A 20969-nucleotide genomic window follows, 5' to 3' on the forward strand; every position below is an offset into this window, starting at 1 on the left:
AATCATTCAATGGATGCCACAACTTCAGAGCGATCGCAAGAACATTAGAGCAGGAGGCACAGGCTCTAACTTGAAAGTTTTTATTAACTTTTAACCTGTTTGTACCTTGCTCTTAATCTAGCATCGTGTTTGTTTAGCTACAAGATGCGTTTACCAAACTTGAAAACCATTAATTTATCGCAACAATTCTGAAATCTTTCTTAAGAATATTCCCACTTGATAATGCTGGGATTAACGCCAACATATAACAAGTGGGCTAGAAGTTCAGAAGCCGTTATTGAGCAGAACCACTTGTAGTAGTATCACCTGTGCTAGAAGAACCATTATTAGATGTACTGTTTGACTGGTCTACTCCTTGAGGTGGAGTGGTCTTAGAGGTGTCATCTTTTGCACCTGGAGTGACGGTGTTAGTAGAAGTACTGCCCCCATTCTGCGAAGTAGGAGTATTACTAGTTGGACTCGTCGCCGGACTTTGTGTTGCTTTCGGGGCTGGCTGAGTTACAGAAGGTGCTTTTTCTGCCGCAGGCTGCTGGGGTGGAATAGTAATGTTAATATCCGGTTGGCGAGGCGCAGATGGAGGATTAACCTGCTGTTGTGGAACAGGAACAGGGACAGCAACAGGTACTTCTCTGGTTTTTTCGATTATTCTCGTTTGTGGTTGAGGAGAAGCACTAGGAGTTGGACTACTCACCGTCGGTACAGTATTGTCAACCGCAGCGTTATTGCTTTGGTTTAAGTACCATATCCCACCCACAATCAAACTAACTACAGAAGTAACAATAATACCCAAAAGCAAACCACGGCTAGCATTCTCATTGTCACGCTCGGCTAAATCAGCTTGCTGGTAGCTACGCTCAGTAATTCGACCTTGTACGTAACCGTTAGTGTAAGAGTTGGGATTAGCTGTGCTGTTCTTGACTGTTTCTGTAGTTCGCGTCAAGTCAGTGTGAATATTACCATTAGCATCGGTGTAAGATTCTTGCTTAATTTCACTGTTTTTGATTTCGCGTTCATTGGGAATAGACATAGCTGTTTATTTCACTCCTCGATATGATATTGACAAACTAAAATCTTTGTAAGAACAAGAGGTTTTAATGAGTTTAAAAATCTATGTTGCTGATAAATATTGAGTTTTATTTATTACTCAACTGTTGGTTAATGTCAGAATAACCTCTGAGATCGGACAAGTGGCTCTATCTATAGGAAGTTAATACTTAATCTAGAGAAAGAGTATCCCAAAGATGGATGTTATTAAACTGTCAGGTGATGGATTGATATCAAATCTAGTAAATTACAAGAGAGAGGGAAGTAGGAAATAGGGAACAACAAAGAAACTTTAGTTGTGAGTTTACAGCTTCACTTAAATAAAGATGTTTTTCTCGCTTTGAGGGTCTCGAAAACAGCATGATTGTTTCAATCCCGCATTTTTAAACGTAGGGCACTGTTACCTGTTGCCAATTAAGAGTTTCCTTTGAATGCAATTATCTAAATTTTTAATTTGTCGTTAGATATTGCATCGCCATTCAAAGCATCTTAAAATATGGCGCTTCTCATCTCCAACGCCGATTTAGCCGTAATATCTTTTTAATCCCCTGACAAAATCTTTCTAGCCAAGGTCTAGGTTTAGATACATATCTAGGCGATCGCATTTTCCGTGCAGTACCAGGATTTTTTAACCCTTGTTCTATTTGTGCAGCTTTATTTAAATCGGAAGCGGCTCTATATTCGTATCCTAGTTGAGAGCAAACTAGCCCACGATATTTATATGCGTCAACATAGTGAGGATTGAGACGAATTGCATGGGTAAAATCTGCGATCGCATCCTCATATCTTCTTTCCGTGGCATTCTCTACGCCTAAAGTATAGAAAGCTTCTGCATCCCAACGATTGACAGATATTTTTGTGGGATTTTTAGGCGAAGATAAAGAGGGATTTTCAGGAATGGGAGGCTCAGATGGACTTTCTGACTTGAGCTTATTGTAAGCTACGTTAATTAATTTAATTTTTTCCTCAGCTTCCTGTTTTTGTTTTTGATCGACAAAGCGATCGGGATGCCAAATTTTCACCAGTTTACGGTAAGTTCGCTTCACCTGTGCTTGAGATGCACCAGGTTCTAGCCCAAGAATTTCATAAGCATCATTAATATCGGAGCGTAGACGTTTCGGCTTGTCGTTAGACATCGCGCATACTGAAAAAATCGGCAACTATAAATATGTTAACTATTCCCCTCAATTTCCTCCAATCAATCCAAACGCCCCATTCTGGTTATCACTGGGATGGCAGTAGCCGACGCTTCTTTGAAGGCTGGTATTACCGCGTCACTCTACCAGAAATTGGGCAAACATTCGCCTTTATGTACTCCATCGAAGATCCCATCGGCGGTAAACCTCACAGTGGCGGTGCAGCCCAAATCCTCGGCCCAGATGATGAGTATTTATGTCGTACTTTTCCTGATGTGAAGAAATTTTGGGGTAGCCAAGATGTTCTGGGTTTAGGTCATTGGGGTAAAACGGATTTGCAAATTGCTCCTCTGTATCTTCTACCAGAAGAGTTTGAGCATCATGTTCAAGAAGGATATCAAGCTACAGCCACCTTAAATCAGGGAATTATTCGCGAACCTGTAACTAATAATTATTGCCGTTGGGAGTATGAAATTCAATCAGTATATGGTTGGGGTAATAAAAATAGTATTCAGCAATCAACCGCAGGCTGGCTCTCATTCTCGCAGATTTTTGAACCTGGATGGCAGATTTTGATGGCTCACGGTTTAGCCAGTGGAAAAATTGACTGGAATGGCAAAATCTACGAATTTACCAACGCCCCAGCCTACGGGGAGAAAAATTGGGGCGGTGCTTTTCCTCAAAAATGGTTTTGGATAAATTGTAATTGCTTTGAAGGCGAACCCGACCTAGCATTAACTGCTGGCGGGGGACGGCGGGGTGTGCTGTGGTGGATGGAATCTGTAGCGATGATTGGGTTGCACTATCAAGGCAAGTTTTATGAATTCGTTCCCTGGAATTCACAAGTAGATTGGGAAATTCAGCCTTGGGGTAGATGGCAAATGAAAGCTACTAACTCTAACTATGAAATTGAATTGACAGGAATCACGGATTTACCTGGTACACCTCTGCGTGCGCCTACAGAGGATGGTTTAAGATACTGTTGCCGAGACACCATGCAAGGAAAGTTAAATTTAGAGTTACGAGAACTAAATGGGAGAAAATCTCACATAATTCTAAAAGCAGAAAGTTTTCTTTGTGGTTTAGAAGTAGGCGGCGGCTCTTGGGATAATGTTTGGCAGTCTCGCTAAAACTACTGCTATAATCATATATGCTTCCTAGTTGGGGTTGTAGCTCAGTTGGATAGAGCGGACGCCTCCTAAGCGTCAGGTCGTGCGTTCGAGCCGCACCAGTCCCGTAAGCAAAGAAATCCCTACGACCTTGATTAATAGCAGGTCATAGGGATTTTATTTTTACCGTAGTTACTGGAAAACGCCTCTTTTAATTCTTCTATATCACTTCATTTTACGAATGCGAATACTTTTAGATGAAATCACAGTAAAAGCTCCTAATAATTCATCTGCATATTGATACTATCTTCTATAATTGGTCAAGTTTTATTTATACTAAATTAGATGAGCTTACCCTGTAAAGCCAAGTGACTGAAAACAGAATTAAGCAGTCAGAATAACTTTTCTGCAAGTGGTAGATGAATCAAAGCAAAAATTTTGCCCACCACAAGAGAGCTAGTGATATTTTTGTTTTAGTTAAATCCACTACGGCTTTTTAAAACTCAAAGATAAAAGCTCAATACACTTCAGTTAGCGCCAAAAACCTTAAGTTGTGTAGGTTGGGGAGCCACTGCGCCTTTGGGGTTTCCCGACTTGTAGCCCTACGGGTATCTTGCTACGCTCTTAGCATTCTCGTAGGGTAGCAAGTGGCGTTTAAGGAACGAAACCCAACATTTTCATAGCTTTGTTGGGTTGCGCTTTGCTTCACCCAACTTACAATTTTTCTTAACCCAAACGTATTGGATTAAAACTAATGAAGCACGGCAGTCATCTACGCAGAGATCGTCTGGACTGGGCTACAAAATTAAGCGATCGCACATTTTTATTTTTGCCGTCAGTCTGCTTAATTGTCTGCCGCTCTCCTTAGCGCAGCCTTTGGCAAAGAACAGACCCGGAGGAGAGTTCCGAGGGCTGGAATCTAACCCTCAGAATTTCTCTGCATCTACACAAATTAGCAGTCTCAAAAATATCCCATTTTGATAGGAACTCTGGCAGTATGATAAGTTTTGATAATTTTTAGTTGACAATGATAATTTTCAACATGGCTTTGGGTAGAAGACCTTGTAAGCATCTATATGCTCAGAGGATTTGCACAGTGAAAGTTAGGGTGATATGAACAACAGAGTAAACCAAAGGCATGAAGAACATCATGCAATACAATATTTCTGTATATTCAATCGAATGTTGATTTTCGTTGCAGAGATATTTATATCACGCAGCCTGGTTGCTGGGGAGTTAGCCCTGCGGTTGTTGCAAAAATTCCAGCGTATTAGACTTTCCTGGCTCAGGCTTGGACACTCATCTGTGAAAACACCAGTTGCTCCTCTATCTAAAAATGAAGCAGAAAGGCTCAAAGCATTAGCAAAATACAATATTCTGGACACTCTACCTGAACAAGCATTTGATGATCTAACTGCAATTGCTGCCTACATTTGTAAAACTCCAATTGCTTCAATTAGCTTAGTGGATGCCGATCGCCAATGGTTTAAATCTAACATTGGACTAAAAGTTAGAGAAACACCCAGAGAGTCGGCTTTTTGCTCCCATGCTATTCTGCAACCAGAGAATATATTAGTAATTCCCAACGCCATCAAGGACGCTCGCTTTGCGAACAATCCTCTAGTCAAAAGTAATTCTAAAATTCGTTTTTACGCTGGTGCGCCACTAGTTACGCCTAATGGTTTTCCAATAGGGACGTTGTGTGTGATGGACATCGTTCCTCGTCAGCTAAGTTACCAGCAGTTGGATGCACTGCGCCGCTTAACTCGGCAAGCGATCGCTCAAATGGAACTCATTCAGGAAATTCGCAACCGTAAACAATCAGAGATAGAAGGAAGGCAGTTATCGCTGATCGACGATCTAACAGGTTTGCATAACCGACGTGGCTTCTTCGTGATGGCTGAACAACAGTTGAAAATTGCTCACCGTATGAGATTGTTGTGCTGGGTGATTTTCATTGATTTAGATGGGCTAAAACAGATAAACGACACCCTTGGTCATGATATAGGGGATGCCTTGATTGTTGATGCTGGTCGATTACTCAAGCAAAGTTTTCGGAACTCGGATATTGTTGCTCGCTTGGGTGGAGATGAGTTTATTGTTTTCATCTCCAGCTACTTTAAGGATGCTGATAGCATCCAAGCATATCTGCAAGTAAATATTGCCAATTTTAATCAACAGCAAAACCGTAGCTATGAACTTTCGATGAGTGTGGGAATAGAGCCTTACTCACCAGGAAGTAATATGTCACTAGAACAACTAATTGCCAGGTCTGACGAATTAATGTACGCTCATAAGCGTCTCAAGCGGCAATCTATTCATCAACAAGAGTAGGGATTAGTGTTCTTTTATAAATTTTTGTCATTAGAGAAAAATATGCTGATTTTAAATTGGTGAAAATCTTAATAAAAATAAGCTGTGTATCGATGTTTATATATCAAAGTGCGATCGCATGAATTGAACGAGCTTTGCTGTTATACCTGCCATTTCAGTAGTTAATTAGTACTTTTCGATACTCATAAATCCATCTCAGAACTTGGGATAATTTATTTTTTGCAAGTGCCATACATCGGTAGAGAGTGGCTTAAAATGCTTAACAACGCATTGTGGATTCCCCTGTCTTTGCATATTTTGAGCTAAGAAAGTCATGCCAAACCCCCCTTGTGCCCTACATTCCGCAGGTAAGAGAGGAGATCAATGGTATTTTTGATGAATGACACCATCAGTATCAGAAATAAGAGTACAAGATATTGACCACTGTGGGATAGTGGCAGGGATTATTGATCAAATGTGTTTGGTAGAGCAAATCAACCAAATACTGGGAACACATCACCAAGAAATAGTCAGTTCAGGTCAAGCAGTCAAAGCAATGATTCTCAATGGCTTGGGTTTAGTAAGTGCGCCACTATACCTATTTGAGAAGTTCTTTGTAGGCAAAGCCACAGAGCATTTACTAGGGGAAGGTATAAGTCCAGAACACTTGAATGATGACCGCTTGGGCAGAGTCTTGGACAAACTGTATGAAGCGGGATTAACACAAGTATTTGTGACAGTAGCACTGGCAGCAGCCAAGAAGTTTGGGGTGGAAAAGGACAGTTTACACTTGGATTCAAGTTCGTTTCATGTGCATGGAGAATATACCAACAACTCAACAGAAGGTTCAGGCAAGCCAAGAGAGATAACAATCACAAAAGGATACTCAAGAGATCATCGACCAGACCTGAAACAGTTTATTGTAGACCTGATGTGCAGTGGAGACGGGGATATTCCTCTATATCTAAATCTAAGAGTGGCAGATGGGAATGAAGCCGACTCAGCCGTGTTTGCTCAAATCTTGAAAGAATTTCGTCACCAATGGGAAATAGATGCTTTGTTTGTAGCGGATGCAGCACTCTACACCGAAGGCAATCTTAAACAAATGGATTCTTTGCGATGGCTATCACGAGTTCCAGCCACACTGACTACTGCCCAATTACTCTTGGAGAAAATGAGTCAGGAAGCTTTTGTGGATAGCATAGTCACAGGCTACCGAATAGCAGAGTGTTGCTGCGATTATGGTGGAGTCAAACAGCGTTGGCTAGTGGTGGAAAGTGAAGCTCGTGCCGCAGCAGATTTAAAGCAACTGGAAAAACGTCTGACTAAGCACCTCCAACAAGCACAATCTCAACTGCGACAGTTGTCACAACAAGAATTTGCTTGTGCCGCAGACGCGATACAGGCTTCAGGGCGTTTTGAGACTCAGCAACGCTTTCATGAACTTGCTGAACTAGAAATTATCGAACACAAACGCCATGCCAAATCAGGCAGACCACGTAAAGATGCTCAACCACAACAGTGTTACTATCAAATTCGTGCGACTGTTGTACCTAACGAGCTAGCAATTGCCACTGAAAAACAACGAGCCGGGCGTTTTATTTTGGCTACCAATGTTCTTGATGCTCAACAATTGAGCAATGATGACTTACTCAAGCAGTACAAAGCCCAGCAATCTACTGAGCGTGGTTTTCGTTTTCTCAAAGACCCTTTATTTTTTACCAGCAGTGTTTTTCTCAACTCGAAAGAACGTGTTGCTGCTTTAGCAATGGTCATGGGTCTATGCTTGTTAGTTTACACTTTGGGACAACGGGCGTTACGCCAAGCTCTAGCTCAAGCAAAACAAACCATCAACAATCAATTGGGTAAACCAACTGCCTCTCCTACGATGCGGTGGGTGTTTCAATGTTTCATGTCGATTCATCTGGTAACGATCGCTGGCTTTCAACACATTACCAATCTTACTGACGAACGACGATGGATTCTCCAATTTCTTGGTGCGCCTTGCCGAAAATATTATCTTCTCACCTGATATACCTGCGGAATGTGGGATATAAGACTTGCGATTAACACCCCCGATTACCAAACCGTAAACAAAACTGAGCAAAGGTTGAAGTAACCCGATAATGCTGAGTCGGCGACCACGACGACGAGTTTGTTCCAAACGTTTTTGCTCACCTCTGAAGTAATAGGTGTAGCCTGGTTCACTCCACAGACAAAACCCTGATTCATCTAAATATTTGAGGTCTATTTCTCCTGTGACCGCAGATAGTTCCAGCATATCCAGGTCTGCTTGTTTCTGTTCTCGAACTATGGGATCTTGTTTTCCTTTGTGGCTTTTCCTGGCCCGTTTCCAATTGATCCCCTTTTTTTGAGTACCCGTCTTAATCTGTCGGGACTCAGTTTAATCGAGCGTTCAGTTGCTAATTTTTTCGCTAATTGAGGACTGTTATACGTGCGTGGTTCTTTTTTGAGGCATTCTTCTAAAAACACTATGTCAACTTCAGTCCATTTGGCTTTCCCTCCTCGACCAGGTAATTCCCAAAGCCCTTCTAGACCTTGCTTTTTCCATCTATGCAAAACTTCCCTGACTGTCTGTGAACTCCAATTTACATGGGCCGCAATTTTTTCCACGTACCAACCGTGTGCGTTTAATCTAATGACTTCTGCTCGATCTTTGACTTTCTGTGGTACATCTGCTGTTCTTAGGGTTAACAGGGTTTGGTCTTGCTCACGAGTCAAAAATACCCTTAAACGAGCGCCCATCTTTTAGTTACCTCAGTAGATGTATTCTCCGTATTTACTTATCTTTACATAGTTTGGTTTTTTCCTGCCTACTTACTTACGCAAGTACGGCTCTCTCATGAAGACCGAAGCTTTGAACCCGGCATTCGTAAGGTGGCTTTTGGGATTCCCGTTGGAGTAGCCAAGGGAATCAGGGGTAATTATGATGCCCGTCGTGCTTATGGTTTGAGTTGCTCTCCACAGCAAGCTGCGATCGCTTGGAAACGGATTGATTACTTGTGGAGTCTAAAGTCCAGTCAGGAGGCATAACCATGATTAACCAAGTCCCGAATCTAGAAACTTGTTGGTATCTTTCACCACCTTGGGGTAAAGAGATTCCCCCCTTAGAAGTTTCCCTGTTGGAGAAAGTCTACGTCACTACCACCAAATCTTTCGGTTACTGTTGCGGTGTAGAGTGGTCAGCTAAAGGCTGAAGTTATGAGATTGTCTCCGGCAACGATAATCTAACTGTTTTAGGACGTGAAATCATTGGTACAGGTAACTTACAATTAGTTACCAAAGAAAAGCCTGTGTTTGAACTGGGTGAATTAGTCGAGTTCCGATTTCATGGCGACGGGACACCAGCAAGGATTGTCCAAGGCATCCAAATTAACGATTGCTGGTTTTACAGCGTGGAATGGTACGAGCGTCGGTTGCGAGGGATTCTTCACTCTTCGGCAGCAGTTGATTGAGCTTTGGGTGAATTGGCAACGCAAAACCCTAGTGATATAAGGCTCTCGCTGTTATGAAAAGCTAGGGGATTTAAATGTAAATAGTAGTTAATATTTGATATTGATTTGGGCAAAATGATCTCAGGCTCTTTTCATGACAGTAGATTTGTCCAATTTATCTAACGATAACTTCTTCACCAACAAATTTATATATATGAGCAACTATACCAAAACAAAAATTCCACATGACTATCACATTTTCAAGTTACTTTACTTTGGGAATAGACAAATCAATTCACTGTATTGAGATATGCATAGCCTTCTCAATGTTTAAAACTAAAAATTAGTGAATTTGTATGTCTATTGAAGAGTTAAATCAAGAGTTAACTAGATTACGTCAATGCCTTCAGCAACTAAAAACAGATAATGCTGAACTACGCCAGGCAGTTCTAGAATATACTACTCAATTAAAGCAACACAAGAGCGAACAGCAAGCTGCACTGCTTGAGCGCCAACGGATAGAAGAACAACTCCAAACTACTCAACAGTTTCTGTATTCTGTGATTCAAACCATGCCTGTAGCAGTTTTTGTCAAAGATGTGGTTGATCTGCGAATTGTCTTATGTAATCAAGCCGCGGAAAAGTTAGCTGGTGTCAGTGCCGATGAAATTTTAGGAAAGAACGACTACGACCTATTCCCCAGAGAAGAGGCCGATTTTTTTACCACGCGAGATCGCGAAGCACTTAATAGCAAAAAATTATTAGAGATTCCTGAAGAAATAATTCGGACAAAAAGCGGCGAAACCCGCATTTTGCAGATTAAAAAAGCTCCGATTCTTGATTCTCAAGGACAGCCTAAATATTTATTAGTGGTTCGATACGACATTACAGAACATAAACAAGCAGAGGCTCAACTCAAACAGCAAGCAATAGAACTAGAGCAAACTCTCAAAGAATTACAAAGTACTCAAGCTCAACTTATCCAAAGTGAGAAAATGTCTTCTCTGGGTCAATTAGTTGCTGGAGTTGCCCATGAAATCAATAATCCAGTAAATTTTATCTCCGGCAATTTAACTTACGCTAACAAATATATCCAACAACTACTGAATCTACTTCATCTTTACCGCATAAACTATCCAAATCCTGCTCAAGAAATTCAAATGACAATTCAAGAGATGGAATTCGATTTTTTAGTAGAAGATTTGCTAAAATTACTCTCTTCAATGGAAATTGGTGCTGAACGCATACAGCAAATTGTAGTTTCTCTTCGTATCTTTTCGCGGCTAGATGAAGCCGAGTTAAAAGCAGTAGATATTCATCAGGGTATTGAAAGTACACTGAGTATTTTGGAGCATCGTTTAAAACCCAGAGCTAATCATGTCGAAATTCAGGTTCTTAAAGATTATGACGATTTACCTTTAGTTGAGTGCTATGCTGGCCAGCTAAATCAAGTATTTATGAATATTTTATCCAATGCAATCGATGCTTTAGAAGAAGCATTAATTCAAGGGAAACTCTCGCATAACCACCCACAAATTCGGATTTGTACTCAGCAACTGAATGCTCAACAAATAGTTATTCGGATCATCGATAATGGACTTGGTATTCCCGAACAAGTTAAACAAAAGTTATTTGATCCTTTTTTTACTACCAAAGATGTGGGGAAAGGTACTGGTTTAGGTTTATCGATTAGCTATCAGATTATTACCGAGCGGCATGGTGGTTCGTTAGAGTGTGTTTCTTCTCTTGAAGAGGGAGCAGAACTTATTATTACAATTCCAGTTGTACAACCCAAACAGTAATTTTGATTCAAAATGTGTGATTGCAGGTATCTGGAATATAGCGAGGATTTTGGGGATTGGTCGGAACTTGGGGTGCTGGCAGTGCTTTCGGGGTTACAGCAGGAGTTCTATCGGTGCGGTTGGTGGGGTCTGGCTGAGGCTGGAGTGTCTTGCGGGAGCGGCGAAGTTACAAGGCTTTCCTGACTGGTACGAATTCCCTAACGAAACTGCTACGGCTGGGTCAATTATGGGGTATGAGTATCATCAGAACAGAAAACCGGGTTTAGCTTAAAAGCCTTATTCGCTAAGGATTTTCCCAATAGCGAAGGTCATTGACTTAAACTTATTATCGAGTCACTACTCAACGAGAAAATAAGGGTTTCAGCTTCTAAAAATGCAAGTCTTGCTCATGTAATATCTCTTAACCCGGTTTTCTGCGCGAATGCTACTCATACCCCGATATTTGAAAAGTATTGAGTGAATATAATTCGCTATTTTTTTAACCAGCGTAGAGAGTGTAAAGTCTCGTATAGCCATGACTTCTAGTCACCAAAGCAAGTAATAAATTAGAGTTTTCAAACAACCTCTAATAAGTTTTATTTATAAACTCAAAAGTATTTTTGAGGCATGGAGGAAACGGACTGTTGCCACGGGAATTATTGCAAGTGAAACAAGCCAAACGCAAATTCGAGAGACTATTAGAGCCGCCTAGACTCTTAGGAACTAAGTGTTCAATGGTTCTTTCGGATTTGGTCATTTGCTTGCTACACCAGCAACAGCGGTTGCCATACATTTGTAATAATTGGTGTCTCTTGCTACGCCTAGAGGCTGGAGACATATTAGCCATAATTTAACTGCCTGAGTATCAAGGTCTGAAGGTGTTCACTTGTTTAACAGTCCAGTACTAAAAAATGACGCAGAGTTTTTGATTGCGTTGTAAAAAGCAGAAACTACAGTAGTTCTCATTTTGATGCAACAAGGCGATGGCGTGGGCTAAAAAATCCCTTACTGAATAATCGCTTCAATTCGTTTTAGATTATTAATATCTTGCCTTGTCCGTTTTGGCACGGTGATGCTAAATACACTAAATATACAGTTAACTTAGCCCAATGCTCGATTACGTCAGTGCAGCAATGGCATTTTACGTCACAATGCTCCCAGTACAAGAATGGATATTGGAATTCCGCCTTGGCTATCTCGGTCGCTACTGGAGCCTGATAAGTGTTGCTGGCTTATTAATTGGTTTCTTGGTCTGTGCGCTGATATTTGTGCCACTGATCATTAATATGATGCTAGATCCGTTTAGATATCCAGATCATTTGGTTATGAGTGCGATCGCTGCGGTGATTTTTAGTGCAATACTTTTGCTGGGACAGTGGCTGGTACTGCGACAGACTGAGATCACACCCAGAATTTTCGCTCTTCTCAAGACAGTAGTTGGAATTTTTGTCTTCTCTGTCCTGGTGTGGTTGAATCAAAAAAGTTTGGAATGGAGCGGTGGCCCGATCCGAGGCTGGAAAACTGGACTGATCTTTTTATTCGGTGGTGCAGTTACCGGAGGCGCGACGGGCAAGGCTTTGGATTTCTACTGTTGGCGAATCGAGCAGCGATTAATCAGAATTGAGAAGGAGAGGGTAGACCAAGAAACCCAAGAACGAGAAAGGCTGAAGCGAGAAAAGTTGGAGAAGGCAAAGTTAGAGCAAGAAGCAATAGAAGCGGAGATGGCAGAAAGGAAAAGAATACAGCGAGAGGCGGCTCAAGAAGAAGAACGTTTATGGTACGAGAAACACGGGAAAGACTATGCAGATTATGCAGATTATGGAGATTATGAGGAGGAAGATGAAGATGAATGAACTTTTGTGGTTTGAACAAGAAAATGAGTGCAATTCGTTGTAAGGGTATAGCGGTTATCAGTCTACTTCAGTACAGTAGGAGAGAGCAATTCTACTGATAATTGGTGGTGATGAAAGCCTACTCTCTCGACTTGCGTCAAAAAATAGTTGATGCTTATGCCTGCGGTGACATTTCCCAACGAAAACTGGCTAAAAACTTTGGTGTCACCTTAAGTTTTGTGCAAAATTTACTCAAACGCCATCGAGAATTGGGGATGATAGGCCCCAAGGTGCGGACTGAGCAGACAGCAACAAAGTTGAATGCTGAACAGTTAGAAATCCTGCGCCAACTCGTCATAGCACAGCCCGATGCGACGTTAAGCGAATTGCGGGAACGACTTTACGAGAAAACAGAGGTCTTAATTGGGGTAGCTACGGTGAATCGGATGGTTCGCTGGAAACTTCACCTCAACCTCAAAAAAAAGTCTCCACCTCACAAAAAAGGTAGTGATGAAGTCCAACTAGCCCGATTTGAGTACTGGAAACTCTTGAGGGGGATACCCGTCGAAGAGCTGATTTTCTTAGATGAATCGGGAGTTAATCTGTCCTTCATCCGCAAATGTGCCCGCGCCTTGCCTGGCCTTCAGGCCTATGCTCAAAAGCCCAACCGCAAAGGGAAAAATGTCTCGGTAATTGGTGCAATTAGCTTGAAAGGACTGCTCACCCAATGGAGTGGCTTAGGTTCTATCGATGCTTTGACTTTTGATGCCTTCATCGCCCAAAAGCTCGTACCCAAACTTTGGCCTGGTGCAGTGGTGATCATGGATAACTGCTCAATCCATAAAAGTGATGAACTTGAAGCTTTGCTCATCGCTGCTGGCGCTCATCTCATTTATCTCCCCCCCTATTCTCCCGATTTTTCACCGATTGAGAATTGTTGGTCCAAGATTAAGAACATTCTCCGTCGCATCGGTGCAAGGACATACCCTGATTTACTCCAGGCATTAGATACGGCATTCGCAGAAGTGACAATAGAGAATTTGCTGGGTTGGTTTACTCACTGCTGCTACTGTACCTCACAAGACTGATAACCGCTATAATCGCACTCATTTTCTTGTTCACCCATCTGTACAACTGACATCAATTTTCTTGGGAAAGAAGAGCTTGTAACTGCTGAACTTGTTCAAGACTTAAACCCGTGACTTGTGAGATTTCTTGCACAATCATTCCTCTTTTGAGTAAATTTAATGCAATCTCTTCTCTTGTTTTTTGAGCGCCTTCCTGTTGCCAACTTGTAACAATCTCCATAATTTCCTCCTGTTCATCTAATCCCATTGTACTGATTGCCGCTTGAAAGACTTGTTTCTCAGTATCATCGAGCCTCAAATACGTATCAACGAACCCAGAAATTAGTTGCATCCTTGCTGGGTCTAATTTTAACGTTGCCAGCAGACGCAAACATTCTGCCTTCACCTGTGGACGTTCGTCTGTTGGAATATTCATCTTTGACATCAAAGCTGCGGCCACCGGATTTGGCTGCGTTAAAAAATCGCGCCAATTTAAACGATTCAACTGGATTGCTACAAACTGAAACTCCAGCACTTTTAAGTCGCTAAAGGTGACACTATAATTTTGAGGTTCGGCGCGTTTGGGTTCATCAAAAGAAAAAATCACCACTGGGTAGATAGGGAGATCATATTTTTCATGCAAACGGGCAAAATACTTAAACATCCGCTTTGCAAAAGCTGTTTCAGTGTAAGACTGGTTTTCAACGTGAATTAGAAAACAAGTATCTTGCTGCTGGAAGCGGCATTGCACCAGTAAATCAATTTCCTTCTTTTCGCCAGAAGTGACATCAGTAAAAACTTCTTGGGGTAAAAATTGGATAGAATCACGATCTATTTGGCTGACTACTTGAGGCAGGAATAAATCAAGAAATTCCACAAAAAACGTAGATAGTAATTCTTTGAAAATGCGGTCGTGGTCAATCATAATATTTATCTTTAACTTTCATAACAATCATTCTATTTTCAGATTAAGATTTTTACTAAAGCTCAGTATTGCATATACTCAATATCTCTGCAATCCACTAGAATAAAGAGATAATAATTCTGATTAATGTATATTAGCTATTAAAACAGACTTTATAAGATACAAGCTATGAAATTATCAGACTTATCAGCAGAAAGACTAGAGAAAATTAAGGCAGTTAGATGGGATAGGATTATTGAGAAACATGAAGGGCCAGAGGATTGGGAATCAGTTCTCAGACAGGGTAAGAGCATCTCAATCAGGCTTGACAGAAGGATTCAGAGGAATTTAATGTAGAGTCAAGAAAACAAAAACTGAGAACGCGAATCATATAATCGTTGTCCATAGCCGTGCGCTTCATTTTTTGACGAAGACTACGTTTGTAAGTATGTTCGCGATTAAGGGCATTGAGAGCAATGCGTCGTAAAAGGGCAAAATTACGCGGACTATGGAAAGAGCGAATGCGGCAAGAATCTTCTGCAAAAGTACAATCAAGTGTCCAGTGAGCCTGGTTTTCAATACCCCAATGTTTTCGGATAGCTCGACCTAAAAGTTGAGCGTCACTATGTAAAGAAGTCAGATAAAACTGAATTTCACGAGTAGTTTGATTCCAAAGACGACGCACTCGGACAACCATAACCACACTTTGAAGTCCTGCCCATAGTCGGGGCTGGTAAAGTTCACCAATGGCAGAAACTGGAACAGACCAAACTTGACGGATTTCCGTGCGATAATGTCCTTTCTCAATGCGTTGCTCATAACTGACATCAATACCTTGAAAATCCTGTGCAGAAGCTTGTTCAAACCATTGTTCTACCTGACGGTAGAGAGTCGGGTGATTAGCCTTAAGTGCCAGAACATAATCTGCTTTCTTATCAATAATCTTTTTGGCAATTTCTGTTTGTGTCCCCATTGCATCAATGGTGATGATAGCTCCTGTGATATCTAGTAATTCTAGTAATGCGGGAATAGCAGTAATTTCATTAGATTTATCTTCCACTTTCATCTGTGCCAACACCAAATTTTGTTCGCTTGCCCAAGCACTAATTACGTGCAGTGCTGATTTCCCTTGATTGCGGTCGTAAGAACCCCTAATTGTCTTTCCATCTATGGGGATTATCTCTCCTCCCATCTTTGTCACCAGGGTTTCTATCCATCTTAGAAAACAACGATTCAATTCTTCTGGGTTAATGAACTCAAACACTCGTCGGAAGGTATCAGACGCTCGAAGACTCGCTAACGCTACGCTATCGGAGGGAATTCCATTTGGTAATGCCAAAAATTCTTCTAACCACTGTCGCTTACTTATGCCGTAATTCTCGATATCTTCCCATCCCTGCGCTCCTGCTATGACTGCCAGAATTGCAATTACTAAAATGTCCCTAAGTTGATGTTTTTGGTTCGCTCTACTCTTGGGTCTTTAATAAGAGCAAAATGCTCCACTAGATTCTGTTGAATACGGACGATATCTGCCACTTCTTCTGGCTTTCGCTGATGAGGAGAATTTTCTAGAGTATCAGCAGATTTAATTTCAAAGCCTTCTGACATCAAATTGACTCCAGGCGATTTTCAATCGAGCAATTGAATTCATCTCATTGATCTTGCTCAGTTGTCAAGTCCATTTTTTACAGAGTCGTTTATGCTGATCTTCTTTGATTTGTCAAGTTCTCTTTATACCAAATTAGATGAGCTTACCCTGCTAAAAGTGGGGGAATATGTATCCAGATCCACTCCGCTCCATCCCCGATTAATAAGACTTGTTTTGCTTGACTAATTCCCAAGTCAACTAAATCCGCTTCTAAAATCTCCAAAAGCGCTTTATATCCTTCATAAGTGCCATCATTCGTAATAGGAATTTCAGAATTATTTATTTTTTTACCTTGCTCATCAACAACATAAATTGTGAATAACTTTGGCTCAACCCATTTGCCGATAAACCCGTGTCGCTTGGTTTTGGAATTTTTTCTCCCCTTTTTATTAATTCGGATTCTACTCCGACTACCATCTACGGCGATGACAACTCTTTGGTCTTTAAGAATATTATCTTCAGCTAAATTCCCTAATTGACGATTTAAGGTTTTAGATTGACGTAAGTTGATCTCAATTTGACCAAATTTATATGTTAAACGTTCAATTCGTTTTAAACTAAGGTTAATTCCCCAACCCGTCAAAGTTGTACAGGCGGCTTCAAATGAGCTAGTGATTGCACCATATTGAGCAACTGTAGACCATACCAATGGGGTTAATCCTTCTGACATTCCTAACCATATTAAAAATGGGCAAAATCCTTCGCAAAAAGATTTATTTTTATCCTGTTTTTTGTTGATAGTTACTACATACGGTAATTTTAAAATAACCAGTACATTCCAAATTGTTAATATTTGTCGAGTCCGAAAACCATGTCTTTGGGTTTTGGGATGCCACCAGCCTTGAGTTTGAGTTTTTGCTGTATCGAGAACTGATTGAGATTGGGAAAGATTATATAAAAATAAGGCAATACATTGACCCCCTAAAATAAGCACTGAATCTCTAATTTTTTGTTCTCTTTCTTTTAATACTTGCCCATCCCAAACAATAACATTAGTCAATTCTAAAAGTTTAGTAATCTGAGCTTCAAAGTCTTTCAATGATTTCACTAAATCTAAAGTTGCATCTATATTTTTTTCCATCAAGGTAGGCATTTCCTGTCTCAAAAGCATTGCTAAAAGGAAATTCTACCTTTTTTCGCATCCACAAAAAAATAGCACTCCAAACTGATGTTACGGATGCTGTTCATTATTAGAACATTTTAAGTATTAATACTAATTAATACTGTAATAAATATATTTTTATACTGAAAAAGATGATTAGCGATCGCATTTTTTTCTAGAACCGCAAAGTTTGCTACAGAGGCTCAGATATTCAAGTAAACTAGGGGACACAGAGAAGATGAGGAGTATAAATGGCAAGAAAAAGCCCTCAACCAAAAGCGACATCCTCTGAAGTACTAGAATGCGTGCAACAGGATTGTCCCTGTTGCGGCAAACCCATGTGGAATGAGTACAACAATCTTCGGCGTGTGAGAACCCTCAAAGGAGTGGTACAACTGCTCTTAAAAATTCGCCGTTGTCAGAATATATCTTGTGAGCGTTACAGAATTAAATATTGAACAGAACAGGAAGGTTCATGGGCATTACCACAACAAGAATTTGGTTTAGATGTGATAGCACTGGTAGGAGCGTTGCGCTACCAAGAACACAGAAGCATACCTCAAATTCATCAACATCTTCGTAATCATGGTGTAGAAGTAAGCGAGCGAAGCGTTACTTACCTGTTAGAAAGATATGACGAATTGGTAGCATTGTGGTTAAATGACCAATCAAGACTCAAAGGCATAACTAAAAAACAAGGGTGATTGATATTAGCAATTGATGGGATGCAACCGGATGTTGGGCATGAAGTACTATGGGTAATTCGAGATTGTTTATCAGGAGAAATTTTGCTGGCAAAAATTTTATTATCGTCAAGGAATGAGGATTTAGCCGCCTTGCTATTAGAGGTAAAAAATACTCTTGATGTAGAGATTGATGGGGTAATCAGTGACGGACAACAGTCAATTCACAAAGCCGTTGAAGTGGCATTACCGGGAATTGCTCATGGTCTATGCCATTTTCACTCTTTTATTGGAAGCAGCCAAGGTTATTTATGAAGCAGATAGGCACGCAAAAAAGGAATTAAAAAAACACGTTCGGGGCATACGCCAGATTGAACGTAGTATTAGTGAGTGTGACCAAGCTACGTCTGAAGTTGTACGTGGATATTGTTTAGCTGTACGTGGTTCCTTGACCAATGATGGTCGTCCACCGCTAGATGCTTCGGGATTAAAACTACAAGAACGTCTAAGTTTAATTGAAGCAAGTCTAGAACGGGTGGCTAAAAAAGGGGCTTACCAAAACCCTTAATAAAGCTCAAACAAATTCTGAACAAAGGCCTTGAACAAACAGCATCTTTATTCACTCCAATTACTGTTGCTTATCACTGGGTTCATCAAGCCGCCGAGATTCTTGACAACGAAACATGTCTTGATGCAATTGAAGTTCAACAAAGTTTCCACGCTTTAATTGATTCAATGTCACAGGCGAAAAATGAAGCAGGAACTTTAGAGTCTGGTATTGCTCATTTCTTAAAAATTACTCGTAGTTATTGGTCTGGACTTTTTCATTGTTACGATGTTGAAGGTTTACCTCGAACCAATAATGACCTTGAACAAACATTTGGTGTTTTACGACATCATCAACGTCGTTGTACTGGTCGTAAAGTCGCTCCTTCATCACTTGTAATTCGAGGAACAGTCCAGTTAGCTTCAGCTATTGCTACTGCACTTCATTCTTTTACAGCCCAAGATTTGGCACAAGTTTGTGTTCAGAATTGGCAACAATTACGCTCTGATTTACGCCAACATCAACTTAGTCGCATTGAACAACTACGATTCCGTCGAAATCCTCAAGCTTACTTAACAAATCTTGAAACACTACTTCTCTAGCAAATTTTGCGGTTCTAGTTTTTTTACAAGGTGTTCATTTGCCACATCTACAGATGTGAAATCGTTGGGCGCACTAAACTTTTGGCGTATTTTATCGAGCGTATCTGATGAACGGGCACAACCAATAACAGTATGTCCCTGTTGAATAAAACCCTCGGTCATCGCATAACCTAGACCTTTACTTATGCCTGTAATTAAGATGAGCTTACTCATATATTTCTGGTATTATTAGATTTCAGTTTTTTTCGGGTCGGTTTCGTGGAGGTAAGATTCGTCCATCATAAAACTGAATAACTAACTTACTAAGTCCCATCCATGCTAGTGCAAAGATTAAGGGAGCTAGAGTTTCAATCACAACTACTACAACTGATGTTGTCTGAAAAAATAAAAAAAGCATTGGAGTCCAAGCCAAAGTAAGTACTGTTGCAACTCCACTTCCAAATCTCAATCGCTCAATAATAGAAAGCGCCGAGCTACAACTGGCACATTTTTCCGTATGAGAATGATACCTCTCCAGAAGCACGGACTTTGCCAATGGGGGAGAAAAAGTCTCTTTGCCAAATGGTTCAGCATTATATTGGTTTACCCACTGACGCAATTCAAATACAAAACTATCTGCTTTGGTTGGAAGGTAAAAGGCTTTAGTAAAGTTAGGGCTACCTCCTTTAGCTTCAAGATATCTTTCTTGATAGTGGAGAAAAATTTGATCGTCTTCTAAAACACCATTTTGTCCAATGTGGTAATACCAACGCGGTCTGAGCTTAATAAACCAACCTGGAAGTTTATCAGGAAACTTAAAAGGAAAACGTGCAAATACACGACATTCTCCTTTACGTATGGGTGTAGCATAAACAACGGTTAGAATTCTACCACGCTGGGAATTGATGTCATGCCACATTAAACTCGGAGCGACGAAGGTTGTAGATAACTCTCCTGATTGCCCTGGTTTCAAACCTTGTTTCCAAATCCCTTTGAATCCATGTTTCCCAGATTCAATCACTTCAAGTTCCAAAGGTGCTGCATTTGCCCTATTTCCTACCGTTTTATGATGTGTAAACGATATGTGGCTAGGGTCTAGTATATTTTCTAATAGTGTTAATGCATCATAAGGTACATCTCTAAATGTATTAATTACAACCCATCCTTCGGCAGATTCTTCTAATGGTTCAATTATTGGGACTTCGGTTTTGGCAGCATTTTCATATTCACCAACGTATACAAACAGTAGTCCTTGCTTTTCTATAATTGGTAATGATGCCACACAAGCTCGTTTTGATGTCTCTGCTGTTCCACCTTTGACTTGTTGAGGAATCCTTTGGCAATTTCCATCTCCAGAAAAAGCCCAACCGTGATAGGGACATTCCAAAAGCCCATCGTCACTTATCCTGCCTTCAGACAACGGTACTAAACGATGAGGACACTGGTCTTCAAAGCTTCTCCAAGATTGGGCAAGTCTATCCCACCAAATTACAATATTTCTTCCCAGCACTGTAAAAGGCGTTGGTTTTGATTTGTCTAAGTCCTCTAGGTAATGGATGGGATACCATGTTTCTTTACAATCAAAACTATTCGGATCGCTGCCGCCCCCAGGCTGTTTTGAGTGAAAACTATCTCTGACATTAACTTCTTTCTCAAACATTTTTGATGTTTATTAATTTTTATTGCCTACTCTCAGATTTATTTTAGCTAGTATGAACATTGGCTGTATGGAGATCGCATTTCCATTTTTGATTTTTTGAATAGCCA

15 protein-coding genes, 1 tRNA gene and 4 pseudogenes are annotated in these 20969 nt (G+C 40.7%); 11 read left to right on the plus strand and 9 right to left on the minus strand.

Annotated features, from left to right (window positions below; translation table 11 throughout):
• Nucleotides 1–274: 274 nt before the first annotated feature.
• A complete protein-coding gene (locus tag FBB35_RS07780; protein WP_174709182.1) occupies nt 275–1027 on the minus strand; it encodes a hypothetical protein in 753 nt (250 codons plus the stop codon).
• A gap of 523 nt (nt 1028–1550) precedes the next feature.
• Nucleotides 1551–2180: a DnaJ domain-containing protein gene (locus FBB35_RS07785; protein ID WP_174709183.1), complete on the minus strand. Its 630-nt coding sequence runs from the start codon at nt 2178–2180 to the stop codon at nt 1551–1553.
• A 32-nt stretch (nt 2181–2212) separates the two neighbouring features.
• Between FBB35_RS07785 and FBB35_RS07790 the strand changes: the two genes are divergently transcribed.
• From FBB35_RS07790 to FBB35_RS07805, 4 genes are all read left to right on the plus strand, one after another.
• Entirely contained in the window at nt 2213–3310 is a 1098-nt protein-coding gene (locus FBB35_RS07790; protein WP_174709184.1) for a tocopherol cyclase family protein, read from the plus strand.
• A gap of 33 nt (nt 3311–3343) precedes the next feature.
• A tRNA-Arg gene (locus FBB35_RS07795) sits at nt 3344–3417 on the plus strand.
• 1054 nt (nt 3418–4471) lie between these two features.
• Nucleotides 4472–5623, plus strand: coding sequence for a sensor domain-containing diguanylate cyclase (locus FBB35_RS07800; RefSeq protein ID WP_174709185.1), 1152 nt, complete (start codon nt 4472–4474; stop codon nt 5621–5623).
• Between the two features lie 379 nt (nt 5624–6002).
• A complete protein-coding gene (locus FBB35_RS07805; protein ID WP_174708162.1) occupies nt 6003–7634 on the plus strand; it encodes an IS1634 family transposase in 1632 nt (543 codons plus the stop codon).
• Nucleotides 7635–7912: 278 nt separating this feature from the next.
• Here the strand turns inward: FBB35_RS07805 and FBB35_RS07810 are convergent, their stop codons facing one another.
• On the minus strand, nt 7913–8368 hold the full coding sequence (locus FBB35_RS07810; protein WP_174709186.1) for a helix-turn-helix domain-containing protein: 456 nt from the start codon (nt 8366–8368) through the stop codon (nt 7913–7915).
• Between the two features lie 132 nt (nt 8369–8500).
• Here FBB35_RS07810 and FBB35_RS07815 point away from each other — a divergent pair, with 132 nt between their 5' ends.
• The 4 genes and pseudogenes from FBB35_RS07815 (at nt 8501) to FBB35_RS07835 (ending at nt 11130) form a co-directional block, all read left to right on the plus strand.
• The gene (locus FBB35_RS07815; protein WP_254625852.1) at nt 8501–8656 is read left to right on the plus strand and encodes a hypothetical protein; all 156 of its coding nucleotides are present in this window, start codon (nt 8501–8503) and stop codon (nt 8654–8656) included.
• Between the two features lie 2 nt (nt 8657–8658).
• Nucleotides 8659–9078 (plus strand): annotated as a pseudogene (locus FBB35_RS34410) (DUF1392 family protein).
• A 335-nt stretch (nt 9079–9413) separates the two neighbouring features.
• Nucleotides 9414–10859 (plus strand): ATP-binding protein, encoded by a 1446-nt coding sequence (locus tag FBB35_RS07830; protein WP_174709188.1) that lies wholly within the window; start codon nt 9414–9416, stop codon nt 10857–10859.
• A gap of 16 nt (nt 10860–10875) precedes the next feature.
• On the plus strand, nt 10876–11130 hold the full coding sequence (locus tag FBB35_RS07835; protein ID WP_174707957.1) for a hypothetical protein: 255 nt from the start codon (nt 10876–10878) through the stop codon (nt 11128–11130).
• Between the two features lie 294 nt (nt 11131–11424).
• Here FBB35_RS07835 and FBB35_RS07840 read toward each other — a convergent pair whose 3' ends face one another.
• Nucleotides 11425–11685, minus strand: a complete 261-nt coding sequence (locus FBB35_RS07840; protein WP_174709189.1) for an HNH endonuclease — start codon at nt 11683–11685, stop codon at nt 11425–11427.
• A gap of 262 nt (nt 11686–11947) precedes the next feature.
• On the opposite strand from FBB35_RS07840, the gene FBB35_RS07845 reads away from it, so the two are divergent.
• Entirely contained in the window at nt 11948–12691 is a 744-nt protein-coding gene (locus FBB35_RS07845; RefSeq protein WP_174709190.1) for a hypothetical protein, read from the plus strand.
• Nucleotides 12692–12801: 110 nt separating this feature from the next.
• The gene (locus tag FBB35_RS07850) at nt 12802–13758 is read left to right on the plus strand and encodes an IS630 family transposase (protein WP_174708330.1); all 957 of its coding nucleotides are present in this window, start codon (nt 12802–12804) and stop codon (nt 13756–13758) included.
• Nucleotides 13759–13810: 52 nt separating this feature from the next.
• Here FBB35_RS07850 and FBB35_RS07855 read toward each other — a convergent pair whose 3' ends face one another.
• The 3 genes and pseudogenes from FBB35_RS07855 to FBB35_RS07870 form a co-directional block, all read right to left on the minus strand.
• Nucleotides 13811–14662, minus strand: coding sequence for an Rpn family recombination-promoting nuclease/putative transposase (locus tag FBB35_RS07855; protein ID WP_174709191.1), 852 nt, complete (start codon nt 14660–14662; stop codon nt 13811–13813).
• Nucleotides 14663–14960: 298 nt separating this feature from the next.
• Nucleotides 14961–16249 (minus strand): annotated as a pseudogene (locus FBB35_RS07860) (ISAs1 family transposase).
• Nucleotides 16250–16401: 152 nt separating this feature from the next.
• Nucleotides 16402–17370, minus strand: a pseudogene (locus tag FBB35_RS07870) (ISLre2 family transposase); the annotation flags it as partial.
• A 359-nt stretch (nt 17371–17729) separates the two neighbouring features.
• Between FBB35_RS07870 and FBB35_RS07875 the strand changes: the two are divergent.
• Nucleotides 17730–19223, plus strand: a pseudogene (locus FBB35_RS07875) (ISNCY family transposase).
• On the opposite strand, the gene FBB35_RS07880 reads toward FBB35_RS07875, so the two are convergent.
• A complete protein-coding gene (locus FBB35_RS07880; protein ID WP_174709193.1) occupies nt 19212–19436 on the minus strand; it encodes an SDR family NAD(P)-dependent oxidoreductase in 225 nt (74 codons plus the stop codon). The pseudogene FBB35_RS07875 and the gene FBB35_RS07880 overlap by 12 nt on opposite strands.
• Nucleotides 19437–19458: 22 nt before the next feature.
• The gene (locus FBB35_RS07885; protein WP_174709194.1) at nt 19459–20862 is read right to left on the minus strand and encodes a Rieske 2Fe-2S domain-containing protein; all 1404 of its coding nucleotides are present in this window, start codon (nt 20860–20862) and stop codon (nt 19459–19461) included.
• Between the last annotated feature and the right edge of the window lie 107 nt (nt 20863–20969).

The organism is Nostoc sp. TCL240-02 (genome assembly GCF_013343235.1).
Lineage (GTDB): Bacteria > Cyanobacteriota > Cyanobacteriia > Cyanobacteriales > Nostocaceae > Nostoc.